This window comes from Lederbergia graminis, from assembly GCF_042655485.1.
In the GTDB taxonomy this organism is placed as follows: domain Bacteria; phylum Bacillota; class Bacilli; order Bacillales; family Bacillaceae_C; genus Lederbergia; species Lederbergia graminis.
On record NZ_JBHSMC010000043.1, the window covers coordinates 1 to 21,369 of the forward strand.

At 37.2% G+C, this 21,369-nt stretch carries 16 protein-coding genes; 12 read left to right on the forward strand and 4 right to left on the reverse strand.

Translation table 11 applies throughout. From position 1 onward, the window contains the following. Positions 1–141 precede the first annotated feature (141 nt). The gene (locus ACFPM4_RS19430; RefSeq protein ID WP_382355513.1) at positions 142–1,260 is read right to left on the reverse strand and encodes a GntR family transcriptional regulator; all 1,119 of its coding nucleotides are present in this window, start codon (positions 1,258–1,260) and stop codon (positions 142–144) included. A gap of 228 nt (positions 1,261–1,488) precedes the next feature. On the opposite strand from ACFPM4_RS19430, the gene ACFPM4_RS19435 reads away from it, so the two are divergent. The 9 genes from ACFPM4_RS19435 (at position 1,489) to ACFPM4_RS19475 (ending at position 13,088) form a co-directional block, all read left to right on the forward strand. After that, positions 1,489–2,694 carry a sn-glycerol-1-phosphate dehydrogenase gene (locus ACFPM4_RS19435; RefSeq protein ID WP_382355516.1) on the forward strand — a complete coding sequence of 402 codons (1,206 nt, stop codon included), beginning with the start codon at positions 1,489–1,491 and terminating at the stop codon, positions 2,692–2,694. Between the two features lie 61 nt (positions 2,695–2,755). Then, positions 2,756–3,709 carry a glycoside hydrolase family 43 protein gene (locus tag ACFPM4_RS19440; protein WP_382355519.1) on the forward strand — a complete coding sequence of 318 codons (954 nt, stop codon included), beginning with the start codon at positions 2,756–2,758 and terminating at the stop codon, positions 3,707–3,709. A 480-nt stretch (positions 3,710–4,189) separates the two neighbouring features. Next, the gene (locus tag ACFPM4_RS19445; RefSeq protein ID WP_382355522.1) at positions 4,190–5,563 is read left to right on the forward strand and encodes an ABC transporter substrate-binding protein; all 1,374 of its coding nucleotides are present in this window, start codon (positions 4,190–4,192) and stop codon (positions 5,561–5,563) included. A gap of 222 nt (positions 5,564–5,785) precedes the next feature. After that, positions 5,786–7,456: a ribulokinase gene (araB, locus tag ACFPM4_RS19450; protein WP_382355525.1), complete on the forward strand. Its 1,671-nt coding sequence runs from the start codon at positions 5,786–5,788 to the stop codon at positions 7,454–7,456. Positions 7,457–7,536: 80 nt separating this feature from the next. Further along, a complete protein-coding gene (gene araD, locus ACFPM4_RS19455) occupies positions 7,537–8,232 on the forward strand; it encodes an L-ribulose-5-phosphate 4-epimerase (protein ID WP_382355528.1) in 696 nt (231 codons plus the stop codon). 129 nt (positions 8,233–8,361) lie between these two features. Next, positions 8,362–9,846 carry an L-arabinose isomerase gene (gene araA, locus ACFPM4_RS19460; protein WP_382355531.1) on the forward strand — a complete coding sequence of 495 codons (1,485 nt, stop codon included), beginning with the start codon at positions 8,362–8,364 and terminating at the stop codon, positions 9,844–9,846. 140 nt (positions 9,847–9,986) lie between these two features. Continuing rightward, on the forward strand, positions 9,987–11,474 hold the full coding sequence (locus ACFPM4_RS19465; RefSeq protein ID WP_382355534.1) for an alpha-N-arabinofuranosidase: 1,488 nt from the start codon (positions 9,987–9,989) through the stop codon (positions 11,472–11,474). 10 nt (positions 11,475–11,484) lie between these two features. Next, a complete protein-coding gene (locus tag ACFPM4_RS19470; RefSeq protein ID WP_144928488.1) occupies positions 11,485–11,739 on the forward strand; it encodes a hypothetical protein in 255 nt (84 codons plus the stop codon). Positions 11,740–11,912: 173 nt separating this feature from the next. Next, complete coding sequence (locus tag ACFPM4_RS19475) at positions 11,913–13,088, forward strand: FtsW/RodA/SpoVE family cell cycle protein (protein ID WP_144928491.1); 1,176 nt, start codon at positions 11,913–11,915, stop codon at positions 13,086–13,088. An 80-nt stretch (positions 13,089–13,168) separates the two neighbouring features. Here the strand turns inward: ACFPM4_RS19475 and ACFPM4_RS19480 are convergent, their stop codons facing one another. Together ACFPM4_RS19480 and ACFPM4_RS19485 are read right to left on the reverse strand one after the other, a co-directional pair. Further along, positions 13,169–13,516, reverse strand: coding sequence for a spore coat protein (locus tag ACFPM4_RS19480; protein ID WP_144928499.1), 348 nt, complete (start codon positions 13,514–13,516; stop codon positions 13,169–13,171). Positions 13,517–13,534: 18 nt separating this feature from the next. Next, positions 13,535–13,816 carry a hypothetical protein gene (locus ACFPM4_RS19485; RefSeq protein ID WP_382355587.1) on the reverse strand — a complete coding sequence of 94 codons (282 nt, stop codon included), beginning with the start codon at positions 13,814–13,816 and terminating at the stop codon, positions 13,535–13,537. Positions 13,817–14,107: 291 nt separating this feature from the next. Here ACFPM4_RS19485 and ACFPM4_RS19490 point away from each other — a divergent pair, with 291 nt between their 5' ends. From ACFPM4_RS19490 to ACFPM4_RS19500, 3 genes are all read left to right on the forward strand, one after another. Continuing rightward, positions 14,108–16,480: a 3-hydroxyacyl-CoA dehydrogenase/enoyl-CoA hydratase family protein gene (locus ACFPM4_RS19490; protein WP_382355539.1), complete on the forward strand. Its 2,373-nt coding sequence runs from the start codon at positions 14,108–14,110 to the stop codon at positions 16,478–16,480. A 20-nt stretch (positions 16,481–16,500) separates the two neighbouring features. Further along, a complete protein-coding gene (locus ACFPM4_RS19495; protein ID WP_382355542.1) occupies positions 16,501–17,676 on the forward strand; it encodes an acetyl-CoA C-acetyltransferase in 1,176 nt (391 codons plus the stop codon). Positions 17,677–17,751: 75 nt separating this feature from the next. Continuing rightward, positions 17,752–19,536 (forward strand): acyl-CoA dehydrogenase family protein, encoded by a 1,785-nt coding sequence (locus tag ACFPM4_RS19500; RefSeq protein WP_382355545.1) that lies wholly within the window; start codon positions 17,752–17,754, stop codon positions 19,534–19,536. 818 nt (positions 19,537–20,354) lie between these two features. On the opposite strand, the gene ACFPM4_RS19505 is transcribed toward ACFPM4_RS19500, so the two are convergent. Beyond that, positions 20,355–21,266, reverse strand: a complete 912-nt coding sequence (locus ACFPM4_RS19505; RefSeq protein ID WP_382355548.1) for a nuclease-related domain-containing protein — start codon at positions 21,264–21,266, stop codon at positions 20,355–20,357. Positions 21,267–21,369: the final 103 nt, after the last annotated feature.

Here is a 21,369-nt window from a genome sequence, read left to right on the forward strand (position 1 = left end):
CAGAGGCTGGTCGAGCTTTCTTTCACTTCTCACTATAACTCTAAAATGAAAAATAGTGGGCAAAATCATCCGTCGATGACCTTACCCACTAATCTTAGTATGTTTGGCTTATTTTTTCGAGGATTTTTACATCCTATAATCTTAATTTATTTTCTTTGTTGAGTTACGTATAACAAGTTCAGGTTCATAGATAATGGATGTTTGTTCGTTGTTATTATTGTTTTCGATGGTGGAGACAATCCATTTTGCTGCATCGATTCCCATTTGCATCTTTGGATGTGTGATAGATGTTAGTTTTATTTCAGATGCTTCTGATAGGTAGGAGTCATCATATCCAACAACTGACACGTCATCCGGTACATTAATACCTTTTTCACGTAAAATATTTATCACTAAAAGTGCGATGGTATCGTTATAACAAACAATTCCTGTAGGAAGATTATTCGTATCCGCAAATAAATTCTCTAGTTTTTCTTTCAAGACGTGATCTAAGTCTTCTGTAGAATAAGAAATCATCATTTCATTAAAAAATGGTATTTGGTTTTGTCGAAATGCTCGTATGAATCCTTTCATACGATACACCCCTTGTAAATCATCGGTTTTAAATATACCGATGATTTTCTCATGACCATTCTTAATTAAATGTTCTGTAGCAATAAATCCACCTTTTTCATCATTTAAAATGATATGTGGTGGTTGTAACTGTGAATAAAATTGGTTAATCATTAAATAAGGAATATTTTTTTGCTCAAGTTCTAAATAGTAATGCATATTTGGATTGTAAGAACTACTCTTTGTTGGTTCAATAATTACCCCATCAATATTGCGTTTTAGCATTGCTTCTAAACATTGCTTTTCTTTTTCAATATCATTGTCTGTACTTGCTAGTATTAATGAGTAATCTTTAGATGATAAATATGACTCCATTCCACGAATAATGGATGGGAATATGTAATCGGAGATATAGGTTGTAATAATTCCAATATTTTTCCCACGTAGTTTTTCCACATTCGTTTGATCGGATATATTATTTTTTGATTTAGGAGTAGATGAGCAAAAAGTACCCGCACCTTGTTCTCGGTATAAAAGTCCCTCATGAACAAGTTCTCCTACTGCTTGCCGAATTGTATGTCGACTTACATTAAACATCTTGGCCATTTCATTTTCAGAATAAATTTTTTCACCTGGTTTTATATCGCCATTATCAATCCATTCTTTTATTTTATCTATGACCATCATATACTTAGTTGGCTTTTCCATTCGATCCCTGCTTTCAGTTCTTCAATCATGTACTGATATTTAATCACTATTATACATGATTGTGCACAGAATTTGTATGAAAATGAACAAAATGAGATTGACATGTCTGCACAAGATATTTATATTAAAGGTAATGATATATCTATTTGATAGGAGAGATGTAGTAGAAAGGAAGGTAATAAATGGCTTTAATGATGAATAAATCAAGTCTACTACCTGGTGCAAGAAATGAATAATAGATTAGTAGACATTACAAAAGAAATGGCAACTTGTACATGTAGAAATATACATCATTCCATTCCAATTGAGAAGATTATTGTTGCACATGATGCTTTAGAACAATCCGTACCATATATGGAATCCAAAGGTATTCAAAATGTGTTAATAGTCGTAGATGACAATACGTATGAAGCAGCTGGTTCCAAATTGTGTAATATTTTAGATTCTTCACAACAAACTTCTTATACAATATGTAAAATTGAAGCTGATGAATCTGGAACTGTATTAGCAAATGAAACGTCTATTGTCCAGGTTTTACTAAATTATCAACATGAAGTAGATGCTTTAATTGCTGTTGGATCTGGTACGATACATGACATAACGAGATTTTGTAGTGGAAAAATCGGTAAACCATTTATATCTATTCCGACTGCGCCATCAGTTGATGGATTTACTTCTTTAGGTGCACCATTAATTGTAAGGGGTTTCAAACAAACGGTACAAACTGTAGCACCGATAGCCCTTTTTGCAGATATTAATATATTAAGAAAAGCTCCAGACGAGATGATTGCAGCTGGCTTTGGAGATATGATTGCTAAATTTACTTCTCTAGCCGATTGGAAATTTGGTGTGTTACTAAATGATGAGCCATATTGTCCTCTAGTAGAATCTTTAACAAAAGAAGCACTTGAAAAATGTATTGCAAATAAAGATAGTATCGCTATGCACCAAGAAAAAGGAATTAAGGTACTCATTGAATCATTAATTTTATCTGGAATAGCGATGCTGATTTTTGGACAATCTCATCCAGCTTCTGGAGGAGAACATCATTTGTCTCACTATTGGGAAATGGATTTCTTACAAAAGAAGCGAGCACAAGTATTACATGGAGCTAAAGTTGCTGTGACAACGGCTATTATTGCCCAACTATATAAGGAAGAGATAAGTGCGGTATTAGTTAATACACGTGAAATAAAAAATAATGAGATTAGAAGTAAAGTAGAACAAAATAAAAGTGAGATTAAATCAATTGTAAATAATATCCCGCAGCCTGCTTTTATTGAAAAGCTAATTGAGCAAGTTGGTGGTGAAACTACTCCATACGAATTAGGGATTGAAGATGAATTAATATCAAGGAGTATGTTAGAAGCTCATCAGTTACGAGAGCGCTTTACAATGCTGAGATTTATTAATAAAGAATTAGAATTTGTCTAATTCTTTTATAAATGGTTGTCCGTACAAAAAAGTGAATAAACCAAATAGGGGGAGAATGGACATGGCACAAAAACAATTAACGACATATAAAAACCCGCTTATCGAGCAACGGGCAGATCCTTGGGTTTATAAGCACACAGATGGCTACTATTATTTTACTGGATCGGTTCCTAAGTATGATCGAATCGAAGTTCGAAGAGCGAAAACAATACATGGATTAGCAGATGCAGAACCTGTTACTGTTTGGAAAAAATATGAAAGTGGACCAATGAGTGCTAATATTTGGGCACCAGAAATTCATTTTTGTGATGGGAAATGGTACATATACTTTGCTGCAGGAAGAGCAGACCAAATCTTTGACATCCGGATGTATGCACTTGAAAATGCTTCTGAAAACCCGTTAGAAGGAGAATGGATTGAAAAGGGGCAAGTAAAAACAGATTGGGATTCATTCTCACTTGATGCGACACAATTTGAACATAAGGGCGAGCGTTATTACGTTTGGGCACAGCATGATCCAAAAATAGGAGGAAATACCAATCTATATATCGCCAAAATGGAAAACCCTTGGACCCTTAGTACAAAACAAGTGATGATCTCTAAACCCGACCTACCTTGGGAAGTAATTGGTTTTAAAGTAAATGAAGGTGCAGCAGTCTTAAAGAGAAATGGTAAAATCTTTATTTCCTATTCTGCTAGTAAAACAGATCATAATTATTGTATGGGTTTATTATCTGCAGATGAAGATAGCAATTTGCTAGATCCAACATCTTGGACAAAAAGTCCAACTCCAGTATTTGAAACTAATGAAGAAACAAGCCAGTATGGTCCAGGACATAATAGTTTTACAGTTTCAGAAAATGGAGAAGATGTTTTGATTTATCATGCTCGAAGCTATAAAGAAATCAAAGGTGACCCATTATGGGATCCGAATCGTCATGCAAGAGCAAAAGTTTTTACATGGAATGAAGATGGGACTCCTAATTTTGGTATTCCCGGCCCAGATACAAATTAATTTGAGTAATTCCATACTAATCACTGAATCAGGCTGACGCGCTAGTTCGAAAGTCTGGTTCGGTGTAAGTTTAGAAATTGCTAATAAGTATTTAGTAATAGATTATTATGTTCTTGTATAGACTATAAAGTCTAGGTATAAATATTTAGATCATTCACTGTTTATACGTACAAGTATTGCTAGAATGATAGGTTTGATGTGCAATTTTTGTTAAATAAGAGCAATTTTTGAAAAATATAGTTGACAACATACGACAAAAGGACTTAATATAGGAGTAAGTTTTACTACTCTTCTAATTTATCAAAAATGTAAGCGCTTATTAGTGCTTATGACACGTGATAGGAAAAAGGTAATTATTTCGAAGTAGTACAACATGTACGTATGCGTTAGTGACTACATGTTCTATTTTGAAAGGGGTGATAGATAGAGGTAGATAAAACTGTATGTAATTCAAAACAAAAATATAAGGGGGAGAATGTTTTGAAGAAAAAATTTAGTATTATCATTTTATCTTTAGTATTTATGTTAGTTCTTTCTGCTTGTTCAAAAGGAACGGAAACAGGATCTAAAGATGGTGGGAAAAAGAATGACGATAAAGAAGATGAATTACAATTAACATTTGGTTCAGACCTAGAGGGAGAAATTACACTTTGGGTATTTGCTGGGGAAGCGGAACCAGCATTGTATAAAGATGGAATCATTCCAGAATTCAATAAGGATTATCCAAATGTTAAGGTAAACCTTGTTGGTTTGGAATTTGGTCAAATGCATGACCAGTTACAAACTACTTTAAATGCAGGAAGCGGAGCTCCTGATGTGGCACTTGTAGAGCAAGGTCAGTTCCCTAGATATGTTACAGGTGGTTTACTAGAAGATTTATTACAACCTCCATATAATGCAGGAAAATATAAAGATATGGTATCTGAATATAACTGGGAGCGTTGGAAATCAGTTGATGGTGAAGAACTCTATGGTATTCCTTGGGATGTAACGCCTGGTGTATTCTACTATCGTGAAGATTTATATGAGCAATATGGTCTTCCAAGTGATCCGGAAGAATTAGGTGAATTCTTAAAATCTCCTGAAAACGTTTTAGATGCTGCAAGAACTTTCGCAGCTAACGGAATTTACATGTTTGAATGGCGCGACTCACCAGCTATCCAATATGGTGATGCTGTAGGTTACTTTGATTCAGAGTACAAATGGACTAGAAACGATGATAAAATGGCTGAACTACTGGACTTCGTAAAAGAAGGAGTTCAAATTGGTTGGGCACCACAAATTTCTATCCTATATGATGATGCAGGTAAGCAATTAGTGAACCAAGGAAAAGTTGCTTCATTCCCAATTGGAAGTTTTGGAGCACGTGAACTTAGAAATATATTCCCAGAACAAGCAGGTAAATGGAGAGCTACTTCCATGCCACTTGGACTTAATGTAGGACTTGGTGGATCTACATTTGTAATTCCTTCACAAAGTAAGAATAAAGAAGCTGCATGGGCATTAGTTGAGTGGATGAATATTAAAGAAGAAGCTTGGAAACACTTCGTGGAAGATTCTATCCAACCAGCTTGGAAGCACATCACTTCCTTACCATGGTACCAAGAGCATACAAATGATTATCTTGGTGGCCAACAAGATTACAAGTTGTACGATTCACTTGATGAAGATATTCCAGTACGTCGTTTGACACCACTAGATGGGCAAGCTTGGCCAATCTATATTGACCGTGTCGCGGAAGCAATCGATAAAAATATTGATTCTAAGACTGTATTGAACCAAATCGAAGAAGCAGCTATGAGAGAACTAGGACCTGAGATCGAGAAGTTAAAAGCAGAATTAGACGAAAATTAATAGCTTGGGCTGTTCTAGGGCAAGATGATTATTCCTAGAGCAGCCTTTTATAACTTGAAAGATTTATAGAAAAAATACAAAATACTTATCAGTTTTTTTAGCATTATTATTGCAAATTATAATACATATGATAAAATCAAACTAAAGTTATCCGTACAAGTAAATCATGAAACTTGTACTCTTGCAAAATAAAACTTTCCTTAATGAAGGAGGATATTAGACATGAAGTATTCAATTGGTGTTGACTTTGGGACTCAATCAGGTCGTGCAGTACTTGTTGAAATTGGAACAGGTCGTGAAGTTGCAACAGCCGTAAAAGAATATACTCACGGAGTAATGGACGAGTTTTTGCCAGATGGTGTCACACGTTTGGAAGATGATTGGGCATTACAGCATCCAAATGATTATTTAGAAGTTTTACAGAAAACGATTCCACAAGTATTGAAAGAATCTGGTGTATCGAAGGATGATGTAATCGGACTTGGTATCGATTTTACTGCTTGTACGGTTTTACCTATTGATGAGCATGGTACCCCGCTTTGTATGTTAGATGAATATGTTAAACACCCTCATAGTTATGTGAAATTATGGAAGCACCATGCAGCACAAGATGAGGCAAATCGCTTGAATGAAATTGCAGAACAACGTGGAGAAGCCTTCCTTCAACGTTATGGAGGGAAAATTTCATCTGAATGGATGATACCAAAAGTATGGCAAATATTAAATGAAGCTCCAGAGATATACGAAGCTGCAGATCAAATTTTAGAAGCAACTGATTGGGTCATTTCACAATTGACAGGTGAGATTAAGCGGAATAGCTGTACAGCTGGCTATAAGGCAATCTGGCACAAGCAAGAAGGGTATCCATCAAAAGACTTCTTTAAAGCATTAGATCCACGTCTAGAAAATGTTGTAGAAGAAAAACTATCTAAAGATATTTTTCCAATTGGTTCCAAAGCAGGAGAATTAACGTTAAAAGCAGCAAATATGATTGGCTTGAATCCAGGAACTGCAATTGCAATTGCAAATGTGGATGCCCATGTCGCTGTTCCGGCTGTTGGTATAACGGAACCAGGAAAACTATTAATGATTATGGGAACTTCTACATGTCATATTTTACTCGGCGAAAAAGAAGAAATTGTACCAGGTATGTGTGGAGTAGTAGAAGATGGAGTTATCCCTGGATATATGGGCTATGAAGCAGGACAATCATGTGTTGGTGACCATTTCGAGTGGTTTATCGAAAACTGTGTTCCAGAAAGCTATTACAAAGAAGCGGAAGAAAAAGGTGTAAACATCCATGTGCTTCTAACAGAGAAAGCAAGAAAACTTGAAGTTGGTGAAAGCGGTTTATTAGCGCTTGATTGGTGGAACGGAAATAGATCCACTTTAGTAGATGCAGATTTAACTGGAGTATTATTAGGTGCAACTTTACTAACAAAGCCAGAAGAGATTTATCGTGCATTAATTGAAGCTACTGCTTATGGTACTCGTACAATTGTAGAAGCTTTCCGTGACAATGGTGTGCCAGTTGATGAGGTTTATGCTTGTGGTGGTATCGCGGAGAAAAATAGCTTAATGATGCAAATTTATGCGGATGTATTAAATATGGAAATTAAGATTTCTGCATCTTCTCAAACACCAGCATTAGGATCTGCTATGTTTGGAGCAGTTGCAGCAGGTAGTGAGCGGGGCGGCTACGATAGTATCGAGGATGCTGCGAAAGAAATGGGACGTGTGAAAGATGAAACATACGTACCAATTAATGATAATGTTGATGTTTATGATCAACTTTATGCCGAATACTCTAAGCTTTATGATTACTTTGGCCGCGGCGCAAATGATGTTATGAAAACATTAAAGAAAATTAAAAAAGGCAAAGTGTTAGCTTAATAAATACTTACATCTATTTATCTTAGTGACTATTATGTTCATTCCATCACCTCTATTTGTCTTAAACAGGAGGAAATAAAATGCTAGAAAAACTAAAGCAAGAAGTATTAGAAGCGAATTTAGCACTACCTGCACATGGCCTTGTCACTTTTACATGGGGAAATGTAAGCGGTATAGACCGTGAAGAAGGACTTGTTGTTATTAAGCCAAGTGGTGTGAAATATGAAGCTCTTAAACTAGAAGATTTAGTCGTACTTGATTTGGATGGAAATATCGTCGAAGGGAATTTAAGACCTTCTTCCGATACTGCTACCCATATAGCTCTATATAAGGCGTTCCCTGATATAGGTGGAGTTGTTCACACTCATTCTCCATGGGCGACAAGCTGGGCTCAGGCTGAACGATCCATCCCAGCGCTCGGTACGACACACGCTGATTATTATTATGGTGATATTCCAGTAACTAGACGATTAACACAACAAGAAATCACAGAAGCATATGAATTAGAAACAGGTAATGTCATTATTGAGACATTTACAAAAAATAATATAGATCCAGTAGCTATGCCAGGGGTACTCGTTGCAGGTCATGCTCCGTTCTGTTGGGGGAAAAATGCGGATGAAGCTGTTCATAATGCAGTTGTGCTAGAGGAAGTTGCGAAAATGGCACTACACACATTACAACTTAATCCACAAATCGACTTCATCGATCAATATTTATTAGACAAGCATTACCTCCGTAAACATGGACCTGGCGCATACTACGGACAAAAGTGATAGAAAATGCGGATGGCACCTGTAGCTAGCCAGAAAAAAGTGAATGGTGCCCGCTTCTTATACTGTAAAACTCAGTTTAATAGATTCAATTATTTTTCATACTAACTAACTTACCTAGGGGGAATACCTGTGCTAAAGACGAAAGAATATGAATTTTGGTTTGTTACTGGAAGTCAATTGTTATATGGAGAAGACGTTCTAGTACAAGTAGCAGAGCATTCAAAACAAATCGCAGCTGGAATTGATAGTGATGAAGCTGTTTCGTATAAAGTGGTATTTAAATCTGTTGTTAAAGAATCTGATGCTATTCGTCGCTTATTCTTAGAAGCGAATGCTGATGAAAACTGTGCGGGAGTAATTACATGGATGCACACATTCTCACCAGCTAAAATGTGGATTGCTGGATTAAAAACATTAAAGAAACCACTATTACATTTGCACACACAATATAATCGTGATATTCCATGGGATTCAATTGATATGGACTTCATGAACTTAAACCAATCTGCACACGGTGACCGTGAATACGGATTTATTGGTAGCAGAATGAATGTTACGCGTAAAGTAGTTGTTGGACATTGGGAAAATGATGAAGTACGTGAACGTATTGGTGCTTGGCAAAGGACTGCAGTTGCTTTTAATGAGAGCCAGAATTTAAAAGTGGCGCGTTTCGGTGATAACATGCGTCAAGTAGCAGTTACAGAAGGAGACAAAGTAGAGGCTCAAATCCAACTAGGTTGGACTGTAAATGGATACGGTATCGGTGATTTAGTTCATATCATTAATGACGTATCCGAAGAACAAGTAGATACTCTAATGGCTGAGTATGAAGAACAGTATGACATTGTTGAAGAAGGAAAAACAGATGGGGATGTAAGAGACGCGATTCGCTACCAAGCTAGAATCGAAATAGCATTGAAATCATTCTTAGAAGATGGTGGATATACTGCGTTCACAACAACATTTGAAGATCTTCATGGTATGCGCCAACTACCGGGATTAGCTGTTCAAAGATTAATGGAACAAGGTTACGGATTTGCTGGTGAAGGAGACTGGAAAACTGCAGCATTAGTGCGATTAATGAAAATTATAGCGGGTGGAAAAGGTACTTCCTTCATGGAAGATTACACATACCATTTTGAGCCAGGTAATGAGCTTGTCCTAGGTTCACACATGTTAGAAGTTTGTCCGACTATTGCAGCAACAAAGCCTAGAATTGAAGTACACCCACTTGGAATTGGTGGCAAGGAAGACCCAGCACGTTTTGTCTTCGATGGAGATAGCGGTTCTGCGTTGAATGCTTCAATTATTGATCTCGGACACCGTTTCCGCTTGGTAATTAATGAAGTAGATGCTGTAAAACTAGAAAAGGATATGCCGAAATTACCGGTAGCCCGAGTACTATGGAAACCACAACCATCTCTTGCACAAGGAGCAGAAAACTGGATTATGGCTGGGGGAGCACATCACTCTTGCTTCTCATACAAAGTTACTGCAGAGCAATTAAAAGACTTTGCTGAACTAGTAGGAATTGAATCTGTGTTAATTAATAATGACACTAAAACACATGCATTCCAAAATGAGTTACGTTGGAATGACCTCCTATATAGATAATGAATATTTGGAGTTGTCCTGACTAACCTCCTCGTTGAAGTTTATTATCCGCAATAGTGGACAAAAAAACGATTCGAGAAGAGTGGCCTTTTGGGGCAACTCCTTTTTATAGAAAAAATAATAATAGAAGGTGAATGACGTTGAAAAATCATGTAGTGATAAATACAGATGTAGAAAAAGGAACAATCAATAAAAATATTTATGGTCACTTTGCTGAACATTTAGGCCGCGGAATTTACGAGGGGATTTGGGTAGGAGAAGATTCAGAAATCCCAAACACGAATGGCGTTCGCAATGATGTATTAGAAGCTCTAAAGAATATTAATATTCCTGTTTTACGTTGGCCAGGAGGATGTTTTGCAGATGAATATCACTGGAAAGACGGAATTGGTCCGAGGGAAAATCGAAAAAGAATGATTAATACCCACTGGGGTGGAGTAGTAGAAGATAACTCTTTTGGAACACATGAGTTTATGATGCTTTGTGAAATGCTTGGAGCCGAACCATATATTTGCGGTAATGTTGGTAGTGGAACAGTTCAGGAAATGTCTGAATGGGTAGAGTATATGACATTTGATGGTGAATCTCCAATGGCGAATTGGCGTAGAGAAAATGGCAGAGAAGAACCTTGGAAATTAAAATACTTTGGTGTCGGCAATGAAAACTGGGGTTGCGGCGGAAACATGCGTCCTGAATATTATGCTGACTTATATCGTCGTTATCAAACATATGTAAGAAATTATGGAGATAACCGCATATACAAAATTGCTGGTGGAGCGAATGTGGACGATTATAATTGGACGGAAGTGTTAATGAAAAATGCCCACCGGTTTATGGATGGTTTAAGTCTGCACTATTACACCATTCCTGGAGACTTTTGGAAAGGGAAAGGGTCAGCTACAGATTTCCCTGAAGCTGAATGGTTTATTACCTTAAAGAAAGCACTGCACATGGATACACTCATACAACGCCACAGCACCATTATGGATAAGTATGATCCGAAAAAACGTATTGGTATGATTATTGATGAATGGGGAACTTGGTTTGATCCTGAACCAGGTACAAATCCTGGATTCCTTTACCAACAAAATACAATCCGTGATGCACTTGTTGCAGGTATACATTTTAATATTTTCCATAAACATGCAGACCGTGTGCAAATGGCTAATATTGCTCAGACGGTTAACGTTCTACAGGCAATGATTTTAACAGAAGGAGAAAAGATGATACTTACTCCAACATATCATGTTTTTGATATGTTTCAGGTTCACCAAGATGCGACATTGCTTGCGGTCGACGCTCAGGTAAATGAATATGAATTTGACGGTGAAGCATTGCCACAAACTAGTGTGTCTGCATCTAAAGATAAAGATGGAAAAGTGCATATTAGTCTGTGTAACTTAGACCATCGAAATAGTGCGGACTTGCAGTTTGATTTACGAGGTATGGATTTAGAGGCTGCAAGTGTAACAGGTACAATTTTAACAGCAAATGAAATGAATGCTCATAACACATTTGAACAACCTAATAATGTGAAACCAGTTGATTTTTCCGATGTGAAAATCGATGGACAATCACTTTCAGTTAGCCTTCCACCTATGTCTGTTGTTGTCTTAGCAGTACAATAAGGTGAAGCAAATGGAACAAGTATGTAAAAGTTGTACACATAATGTTCATATCTCTGCCAGTGACATTGCGAATATGTTGGATGATGCTGTTCAAAACGGAATAGATTTGGTCTCAGAAGAAGTTTACCAAGAAAGGCTAGGAATCTGCAGAAATTGCCCATCACTGCAATATGGGACAACTTGCATGCATAGTGGTAGTTTAGTAGAGTACCGTGCAAAAATTCCGGAAAGTAAATGTCCAAAACCAAATGATCGCCGTTGGTGATTAAGATAAAGTGAATGAAAATATCGCTTTCTATATAATAGGAAGCGATATTTTTTTTTGTTGAAAATCTCTATATGTTAATTGTTGCTTTTTAAGTTTCCGTTCATTCTGTATAATGGTAAGATGACATATAGAAGTGATATAGCAATTTATAGTATAGAGGAGACGAAGTGATGACTTCTCAAAAAAAGCAAATCCCCAAATTAGATTACGGTATCGTTTTAACTTTGATGTTAATGGCACTTGTCAGCTTAATTGCAATATACAGTGCCCAAGCGTCTGATCAATATTTAGCTAATTTCGCCTTACAACAAGTAATGTGGTATGTAATTGGAACAATTGTACTGATTGTTGTAATGCAATTTGATTCTGATCAATTGAAAAAAATATCATGGTACTTATATGGTTTTGGATTACTATTACTACTTGGACTAGCCGTTGCTCCAATTACAGATTTTACTCCGTACCGAAACGGAGCACAAAGTTGGTATGTAATACCTGGATTGGGTCAGATCCAACCGTCAGAATTTATGAAGATTTTTACTATTATCCTAATAGCAAAACTTATAGCCAGTCATCATCTGAAGTTTGCGGATAAAACAGTACAATCTGATTTATGGTTATTAGCAAAAATATCATTTTTTATCATTCTTCCTGTTGCATTAATTATGGAACAGCCTGATTTAGGAACATCTTTAGTATTTCTATCTATATATTTAGGAATGATTTTTGTTTCTGGTATAACATGGAAAATATTATTGCCATTTTTTTCTACCATCTTCCTTGTCGGTGGTACTGTTTTATACTTAGCAATACAACATGCAGACCTATTAGCAAAGGTTGGTGTAGACCAGTATCAGTTAGCCCGTATTTATTCTTGGCTAGATCCTTATAGTTATAGTTCTAACGAAGGGTTTCAACTTGTGCAATCTTTATTAGCTATAGGATCGGGACAAACATTAGGTAAAGGAATTGGGAATGGAGAAGTTTATATACCAGAAAGACACTCTGACTATATTTTCAGTACAATAGGAGAAGAATTTGGTTTTATTGGTGGTAGCATTGTCATCAGTTTATTCTTCTTGTTAATTTATCAAATTACTAAAACGGGACTGGATACGAAAAACCCTTTTTATTCCTATATATGTGTTGGGGTTATTGCCATGATAGCATTCCACGTATTCCAAAATATCGGTATGACGATTCAAGTAGTTCCTATCACAGGTATACCTTTACCATTTATCAGTTACGGTGGTAGCTCACTCCTAGGAAATATGATGGCAATGGGAGTAATACTGTCGATACGATATCATTATAAAAAATACATGTTTGCATCGGATAATGAATAAAAGAAGGATCTTTAAGATCCTTCTTTTTTTATAAACAAAAAAGGAGCAAACTCATAGTAAGTTTGTTCCTTTTAATATGTTTATTGAACTGTTCCCCCATATGGAAACTGTGTAGAGTAGCCTGAAAATTGTTGATAAGATTGCTGGATTTTCTGCTCACTTTCTGCTTCAAATTTATACCAGCCTTTTTGAAACATTACATTAAACAACTCCCGTTGGCAATTTTGTGTTTCATTAAATATGGCTAGTAAATCCTCGTACAGATGTTGATGACTAGCTTCATTCAAAGCAGTTGAATATCCAGCTGTCATATATTTTTCATAAGACAGTAAATCATTCGCAAAATCGCGATCATTCATTTGCGGAGTTTTAGGAACTTGTGTCTCTGGATTTTGGATTTTTTGACTGTTTTGTTGTTGGTTTTGCATCATTTTTTCCTCCTTTCCTTATTGCATTAACGTATTGGAATGTTGCTTTTCCTGTAAGTGACTAAGAATTTTTTCATAGTGACGTTGGTGCATCTGTCCACACTTTTCTAGCACACTTTTAACTTGCTGATCTTGACATTGTTGTGCTGCAAAGTGTGCCTTTTTCATCGCTAGTAAATTCCAAGCCAACATATCGTTAATATAAGAAGCATCTTTCGTTGTAATAATATGTGGCGGCTGTTGCATCATATTTTGTTGTTGCATTGCTTGTTGCTGCATATTTCCTTGTTGCTGCATCATATTTGGCATCTGTTGGTTTTGTTGATTTTGCATGTATACTCCCTCCTTTTCTTTTACACAATTAGCATTCCTAATGATTCTTTTTTTATGTGATAACGATGTGAAATTAATGGTTGAATCAGAGAAATTTGCTTCTTTTTACTAATTTTCCATCCATGTGCATATAATCTTCGTGACATTAATCGTAAATGAATGTCCAGCTGCATATATTTTATTGAATTATGCCTATTTTGCTTTGTAGAGAAAAAAATGAATGAGCATTCATTCAAGATGTTGAAGGAGGTAAATTAATTGACGTACAGTATCAAAAAAGTAGCTGTACTTGGCTCTGGAGTAATGGGATCTGGTATTGCAGCACATTTAGCGAATATTGGAATCCGTGTACATCTTCTCGATATAGTCCCGAAGCAATTAACGGATGATGAAAGGAAGAAAGGATTAGAGTTATCAGATAAACAAGTCCGGAATCGATTTGCTAATAATGCTTTAAAACAGTTAGAAAAACAAAAACCAGCTCCTTTAACACATCGCGAAAGCTTGTTGTTTATTACTACAGGTAACTTGGAAGACGATATACACATATTATCCGAAGTCGATTGGATTATTGAAGTTGTTGTAGAAAATCTGAGGATAAAAAAGCAACTTTTTGCCAAAGTAGATGAGTATCGCAAGCCAGGTACTATCATAAGTTCGAACACTTCAGGTATTTCCATAGAGGCGATGGCAGAGGGGCGTTCAGAAGACTTTCAAAGGCATTTTATGGGAACGCATTTTTTTAACCCCCCTAGATATTTAAAGCTTCTCGAAATTATACCTACCAAAAGAACAGATGAAAAATTAGTTAAGTTTATGCATGCTTTTAGTGAAAATACGCTAGGAAAAGGTGTTGTAATAGCGAAAGATACACCTAACTTTATTGCAAATCGTATTGGCACATATGGATTGTTAGTTACTGTGCGAGAAATGCTAAAAAGTGGGTTAAGTATTGGAGAAGTTGATTCGATAACGGGAACTTTGATTGGTCGTCCGAAAAGCGCAACATTCCGTACGTTGGATGTTGTTGGTCTTGATACATTTATACATGTTGCTAATAACGTGTATGAGCATGTGGAAGGAAATGAGAAACAAGTATTCGAAGTGCCTAATTTTATGAAAAAAATGAATGATAATCAATGGCTCGGTAGTAAGTCTGGGCAAGGCTTTTATTTGAAAAAAGGGAAAGAAATTCTCGAATTAAATCCGGAGACGATGGAATACGAACCGCAAAAAAAATTAAAAACTCCAGGATTACAACTAGTAAAGCAAGTGAAAGGTACTGCAGGAAAGCTTAAGTCTCTCGTATATTCAGACGATAAAGCAGGTAAGTTTTTGTGGGATATCTTTGCGCCGGTTCTAGCAATCTCAGCTGAATTAGTAGGAGAAATAGCTGATGATATAGTTGCTATTGATAATGCAATGAAATGGGGATTTGGCTGGAAATATGGACCTTTTGAAACATGGGATGCAATTGGAGTAGAGACAGCAGTTAAGAAGATGGAGTCCGATGGAATTGCTGTTTCTCCATGGGTAAAAGACATGCTTGCTGCAGGATATACTTCTTTCTATGCGGCTGGTAAGTATTACAATAATGGTGATTATAAAGAACTGGTAAAAAATCCAAAAGAAATAAATTTAAAAGAGTTGAAACAACAAGGAAAACTTTTAAAGAAAAATAGTGGTGCGAGTTTAATTGATATAGGAGACGATGTAGTTCTTCTGGAATTTGAATCTCCTAATAATGCAATTGGATTCGATATCATCCAAATGATCAATTACTCCATTGATGAGACGGAGAAAAAGTATAAGGGTCTTGTTATCGGAAATCAAGGCAAAAATTTCTGTGTTGGAGCTAATCTTGCCATGATATTAATGGCGGCACAAGATGACGATATTTTTGAAATTGATATGGTCGTTCGTCAATTTCAACAAGCAATGATGAAAATTAAATATAGCGAAAAACCTGTTGTCGTTGCTCCATTTGGAATGACATTAGGTGGTGGTGCAGAAGTTTGCTTGCCGGCAGCACATATTCAAGCATCATTGGAAACATATATCGGCCTAGTTGAAACAGGTGTAGGAGTTATCCCAGGTGGTGGCGGTAATAAAGAATTATATATGAAAACATTGAAGAGGATGTCAGCAGGTATCGAGGTAGACTTACAAAAGGTGGCAAATAAAGTGTTTGAAACAATTGCGATGGCGAAAGTTTCCACTTCTGCACACGAAGCCCGCGAAGCTAATTTTTTAAATGAGATAGATGGAATAAGTGTAAACCCAGACCACCTCCTTTATGATGCAAAACAAGCAGTCATTCAATTGTATGATAAAGGGTATAAACCACCTGCTCGTGAAAAAATACCTGTCACAGGAGAAACGGGATATGCGACTCTTTTACTTGGGGCACAAGCGATGCGGTTATCAGGCTATATTTCAGACTATGATATGGAAATTGCTAAGAAATTAGCCTTCGTAATTTCTGGTGGTAAAGTCCCATACGGAACAGAAGTAGATGAACAATACTTACTTGATTTAGAGAGAGAGGCTTTCCTAAGTTTAGTGATGGAACCAAAGACGCAAATGCGCATGCAACATATGCTCGTGAAGGGAAAACCATTAAGGAATTGAGGAGATATGGAGGGAAAGGAATGCGAGAAGCGGTAATTGTTTCCGGAGCAAGAACACCTGTTGGAAAGGCGAAAAAGGGTGCACTCGCACACATGCGCCCAGATGATCTCGGGGCAATCGCAGTGAAAGAAACGCTAAAACGCGCCGGCAATTATGAGGGAAATATTGATGATGTCATCATAGGTTGCGCAATGCCTGAAGCAGAACAAGGAATGAATGTGGCAAGATATATTAGTGTATTAGCTGGCATTCCAGATTCGGTACCAGCCATTACAGTTAACCGATATTGTTCATCTGGCTTACAGACGATTGCTTATGCTGCGGAACGTATTATGCTAGGTAACGCTGACACGATTATTGCAGGTGGCACCGAATCGATGAGTTTAGTTCCAATGATGGGGCATGTTGTTAGACCAAATGTGAAATTGGCGGAAACGGCTCCACAATACTATATGAGTATGGGGCACACAGCTGAAGAGGTAGCAAAAAGGTATTCTATTTCAAGAGAAGATCAAGATATTTTTGCAGTAAGAAGTCATCAAAAGGCAGCGAAAGCAATTGCTGCCGGTAAATTCAAAGATGAAATTATTCCAGTTACTGTTACAAAAAGAGTAGTAGATTCAAATCATAAATTAGTAGAAAGGAATATAGAATTTTCCACAGATGAGGGAGTGCGCCCAGATACAAATACAAATGTTTTGGCAAAGTTGCGACCAGCATTTGCAATTAATGGAACTGTTACTGCAGGAAATGCTTCACAGACGAGTGATGGTGCTGCTGCTGTGTTAGTAATGGAGCATGAAAAAGCAAAATCATTAGGATTGCAACCACTTGTAAGATTCCGATCATTCGCCGTTGCTGGAGTACCGCCAGAAATCATGGGAATTGGTCCAATAGAAGCAATCCCTAAGGCTGTAAAAATGGCTGGGTTGGAACTTGATGATATAGGCTTATTCGAGTTAAATGAAGCATTTGCATCTCAATCGATACAGGTTATTAGGCAATTAGGACTTAATGAAGATATTGTAAATGTAAATGGAGGTGCCATTGCGCTCGGACATCCACTTGGTTGTACAGGTACAAAATTAACTCTTACTCTTGCACATGAGATGAAACGACGTAACGTACAATTTGGCGTTGTAACTATGTGTATCGGTGGAGGAATGGGTGCTGCCGGCGTGTTTGAGTTAATGTGACTTTATGTTGGATTTTTCAGCGCATGTTAGGGCTAAGTTGTGCTGGTGTAATGTATTTTGGATGGAGGAATGAAAATGGCAAATGAAACGAAGAAGTTTATTAAAGGCGGCTCGTTTTTAATTGATGATATTACCCCAGATCAAATATTTACTCCTGAAGATTATACAGACGAACATATAATGATTGCGAAAACGACTGACGACTTTGTAGAAAATGAAGTCATTCCTGAGGTGGAACATTTAGAAAATCATGAGTTTCATCGCACGGTTAAACTTCTGAAAAAAGCAGGTGAATTGGGATTACTCGGAGCGGACGTACCTGAAGAATATGATGGATTAGGGCTCGATAAGGTCAGTTCCTCATTAATTACAGAAAAAATGGCGCGGGCAGGTGGATTTTCACTTTCTCATGGTGCACATGTCGGGATTGGTTCCTTACCTATTGTCCTCTTTGGAAATGAAGCACAGAAAAAGAAGTACTTACCTGCTCTAGCCACTGGTGAAAAGCTATCTGCTTATGCTCTAACAGAACCTGGCTCAGGATCGGATGCATTAGGAGCGAAGGCAAATGCAAAACTAAACGCTGAAGGCACACATTATATTTTAAATGGGGAAAAACAATGGATTACAAATTCAGCATTTGCAGATATTTTCATTGTTTATGCAAAAATTGATGGTGAACAGTTCTCTGCTTTTATAGTGGAAAGAGATTTTCCGGGTGTATCCACAGGTGCTGAAGAGAAAAAGATGGGAATTAAAAGCTCTTCTACTAGAACGTTAATTTTAGAAGATGCGGAAGTGCCAGTGGAGAATTTATTAGGAGAAGCTGGAAAAGGACATCGAATCGCGTTTAATATATTGAATATTGGCCGTTATAAATTAGGAGTTGGAGCTATAGGCGGGTCTAAGCGTGCATTAGAAATTACGTTGCAATATGCAAGTCAAAGAAAACAGTTTAAAACACCAATCGCACAATTCAATTTGACAAAAGAAAAGTTTGGAACATTAGGTGCGGAAGTATATGCTGCAGAAAGCTCCGTTTACCGTACTGTCGGTCTTTTTGAAGAGCGGATGAGCTTACTAACAGATGAACAAGTGAAAAATGGAACCGAAGTTGCTAGTTCAATAGCAGAATATGCGATTGAGTGCTCCTTAAATAAAGTATTCGCCTCCGAGGTACTCGACCATGTGGTGGATGAAGGTGTACAAATACATGGTGGATATGGATATATGCAAGAATACGAGATTGAAAGAGCGTATCGTGATTCCAGAATCAACCGCATATTTGAAGGTACAAATGAGATTAATCGCTTGCTAGTCCCAGGTACATTTTTACGAAAAGCATTTAAAGGCGAATTACCTCTATTAGAAAAAGCACAATCACTGCAAGAAGAACTAATGATGCTAATGCCGGAAGAACCTGGTGACGAACCATTGGCACAGGAAAAACAATTAGTTAAAGGTGCGAAAAAAGTGGCGCTCATGATTGCTGGCCTCGGTGCACAAAAATACGGAACAGCGCTTGAAAAAGAGCAAGAAATCTTAGCCAAATTAGCGGATATCGTCTCATTCGTATATGCAATGGAATCCGTCGTCCTCCGTACTGAAAAAGCAATCAATCGTGACGGCGTCAATAAGAGCACACAAAAAATGCTCTATACGCAGATCTTCTGCCAAGACTCCATTGTAAAAGTAGATCAATACGCACGTGAATGCCTAGCCGCAATCGAAGAAGGAGACACCTTCCGTATGATGAACTCCGCCCTACGGAAACTCACTCGCCACACACCAATCAATGTAATTGCCAAAAAGAGAGAAGCAGCCGATCGATTGATAGATGCTGGTAAGTTCGTAGTTTAATATAAAGGGAACCGCTCTCCAGTGGATGGGGAGCGGTTGGTTTTTATTTCAGAAGATCAAATTAAGAAAAAAAACAACAGTGTATGGGAATGAAAGTGGTCGTATGATTCCCGTTAGCGAAGAAAGTAGTGGTTTAAGGGAATCAAAGCGGTCGTATGATTCCCATTTGCGAAGAAATCAGTGGTGATGGGAATCAAAGCGGTCGTATGATTCCCATTTGCGAAGAAAGTAATGGTGTAAGGGAATCAAAGTGGTTGTATGATTCCCATTTGAGTAGAAAACAATGGTGCATGGGAATCAAAGCGGTCGTATGATTCCCATTTGCGAAGAAAGTAATGGTGCATGGGAATCAAAGCGATCGTATGATTCCTATTTGAGTAGAAAACAATGGTGCATGGGAATCAAAGTGGTTGTATGATTCCCATTTGCGAAGAAAGTAATGGTGTAAGGGAATCAAAGTGGTTGTATGATTCCCATTTGAGTAGAAAACAATGGTGCATGGGAATCGAAGCGGTCGTATGATTCCCATTTGAGTAGAAAACAATGGTGCATGGGAATCAAAGCGATCGTATGATTCCATTTGCGAAGAAAACAATGGTGATGGGAATCAAAGCGGTCGTATGATTCCCATTTGCGAAGAAAGTAGTGGTTTAAGGGAATCAAAGCGGTCGTATGATTCCCATTTGCGAAGAAATCAGTGGTGATGGGAATCAAAGCGGTCGTATGATTCCCATTTGAGGAGAAAACAATGGTGCATGGGAATCAAAGCGGTCATATGATTCCCATCTTAGAAGACTATAAATGTTGGATGTTAATTTTCATTCTTTTATAATATAATGTGCGGATTTCCCATGCCCTGTGATCGCGAAATTCTGTTTTAAAATTCGCCAAATAACCTTCCTCGACACGACTCCCCCAGTCCACTCAAAAATATCATTAGTAGTAATTTTTCTTTCCGGGAATAGTAATCTATATTCATCTATGCTGCGCAAAATGGCGGGTGTGGAATTTTCTATTGCCCCGCATGTGCATACAATTTTCCCAGACTGCGATTTTCTAATTAACCGCCCACATCCACCACAAAGAATTCCTTTTTTCAACTGCTCAAATTGGTATGAAGGTACTTTTGTAAAACGAGTGTCCGTTATATGCATTGCTTTCAATTGATTAGCAATTTTTTCTACCTTTTTGCTAGGAGATGTTAGTTGTTTGCTTAGATTAGCGAGAAAGCGTGATTGCTGGTTTGGAAAAATGAGGGAAGGGATATGAGGGGCATTATACAAGTGGAATTCAGGATTGACTAGAATAACGTATCCTACTAATGGGGTTGTAATTCCTAATTCAAGAAGTAATTTTCTTAATAATGTTTCACTTCTTGTTAGTTGTATGAGAGGATTTTGAATCTCGGTTCCACTGACAGTAAACCATTTTTTATCGTTAATAATAAAATCGCCTTCAAAATTTTTCACTTCAAAAAAATAATTGGTTGTATCGGAAACAATCATGGAATCAATTTGAAATGTATTGTTGTTTATTTCGAGGAGCAAGTCATTGAGGATGGTGCAATTGGGGAGTTGGGTGAGCCATTGTTGATCGAATAGTACTTCACCATCATAGCCTTTTACTTGGTTTATAAAATAGCTTTTCTCTTTAGGTGATAATTGCATACGCCCGTCTAACGAACGAAACATCTTAATTTCTGTTGACTCTGTACGATTTTTATAAAACATTTTCCACTTCCTTTCTGATTTACCTTAATAGTACGAAATTTCCATCAAGAGGACAAGTGAGGTCGAATAATTTTCATCCTAGTCAAAATCCATGTACAATAAA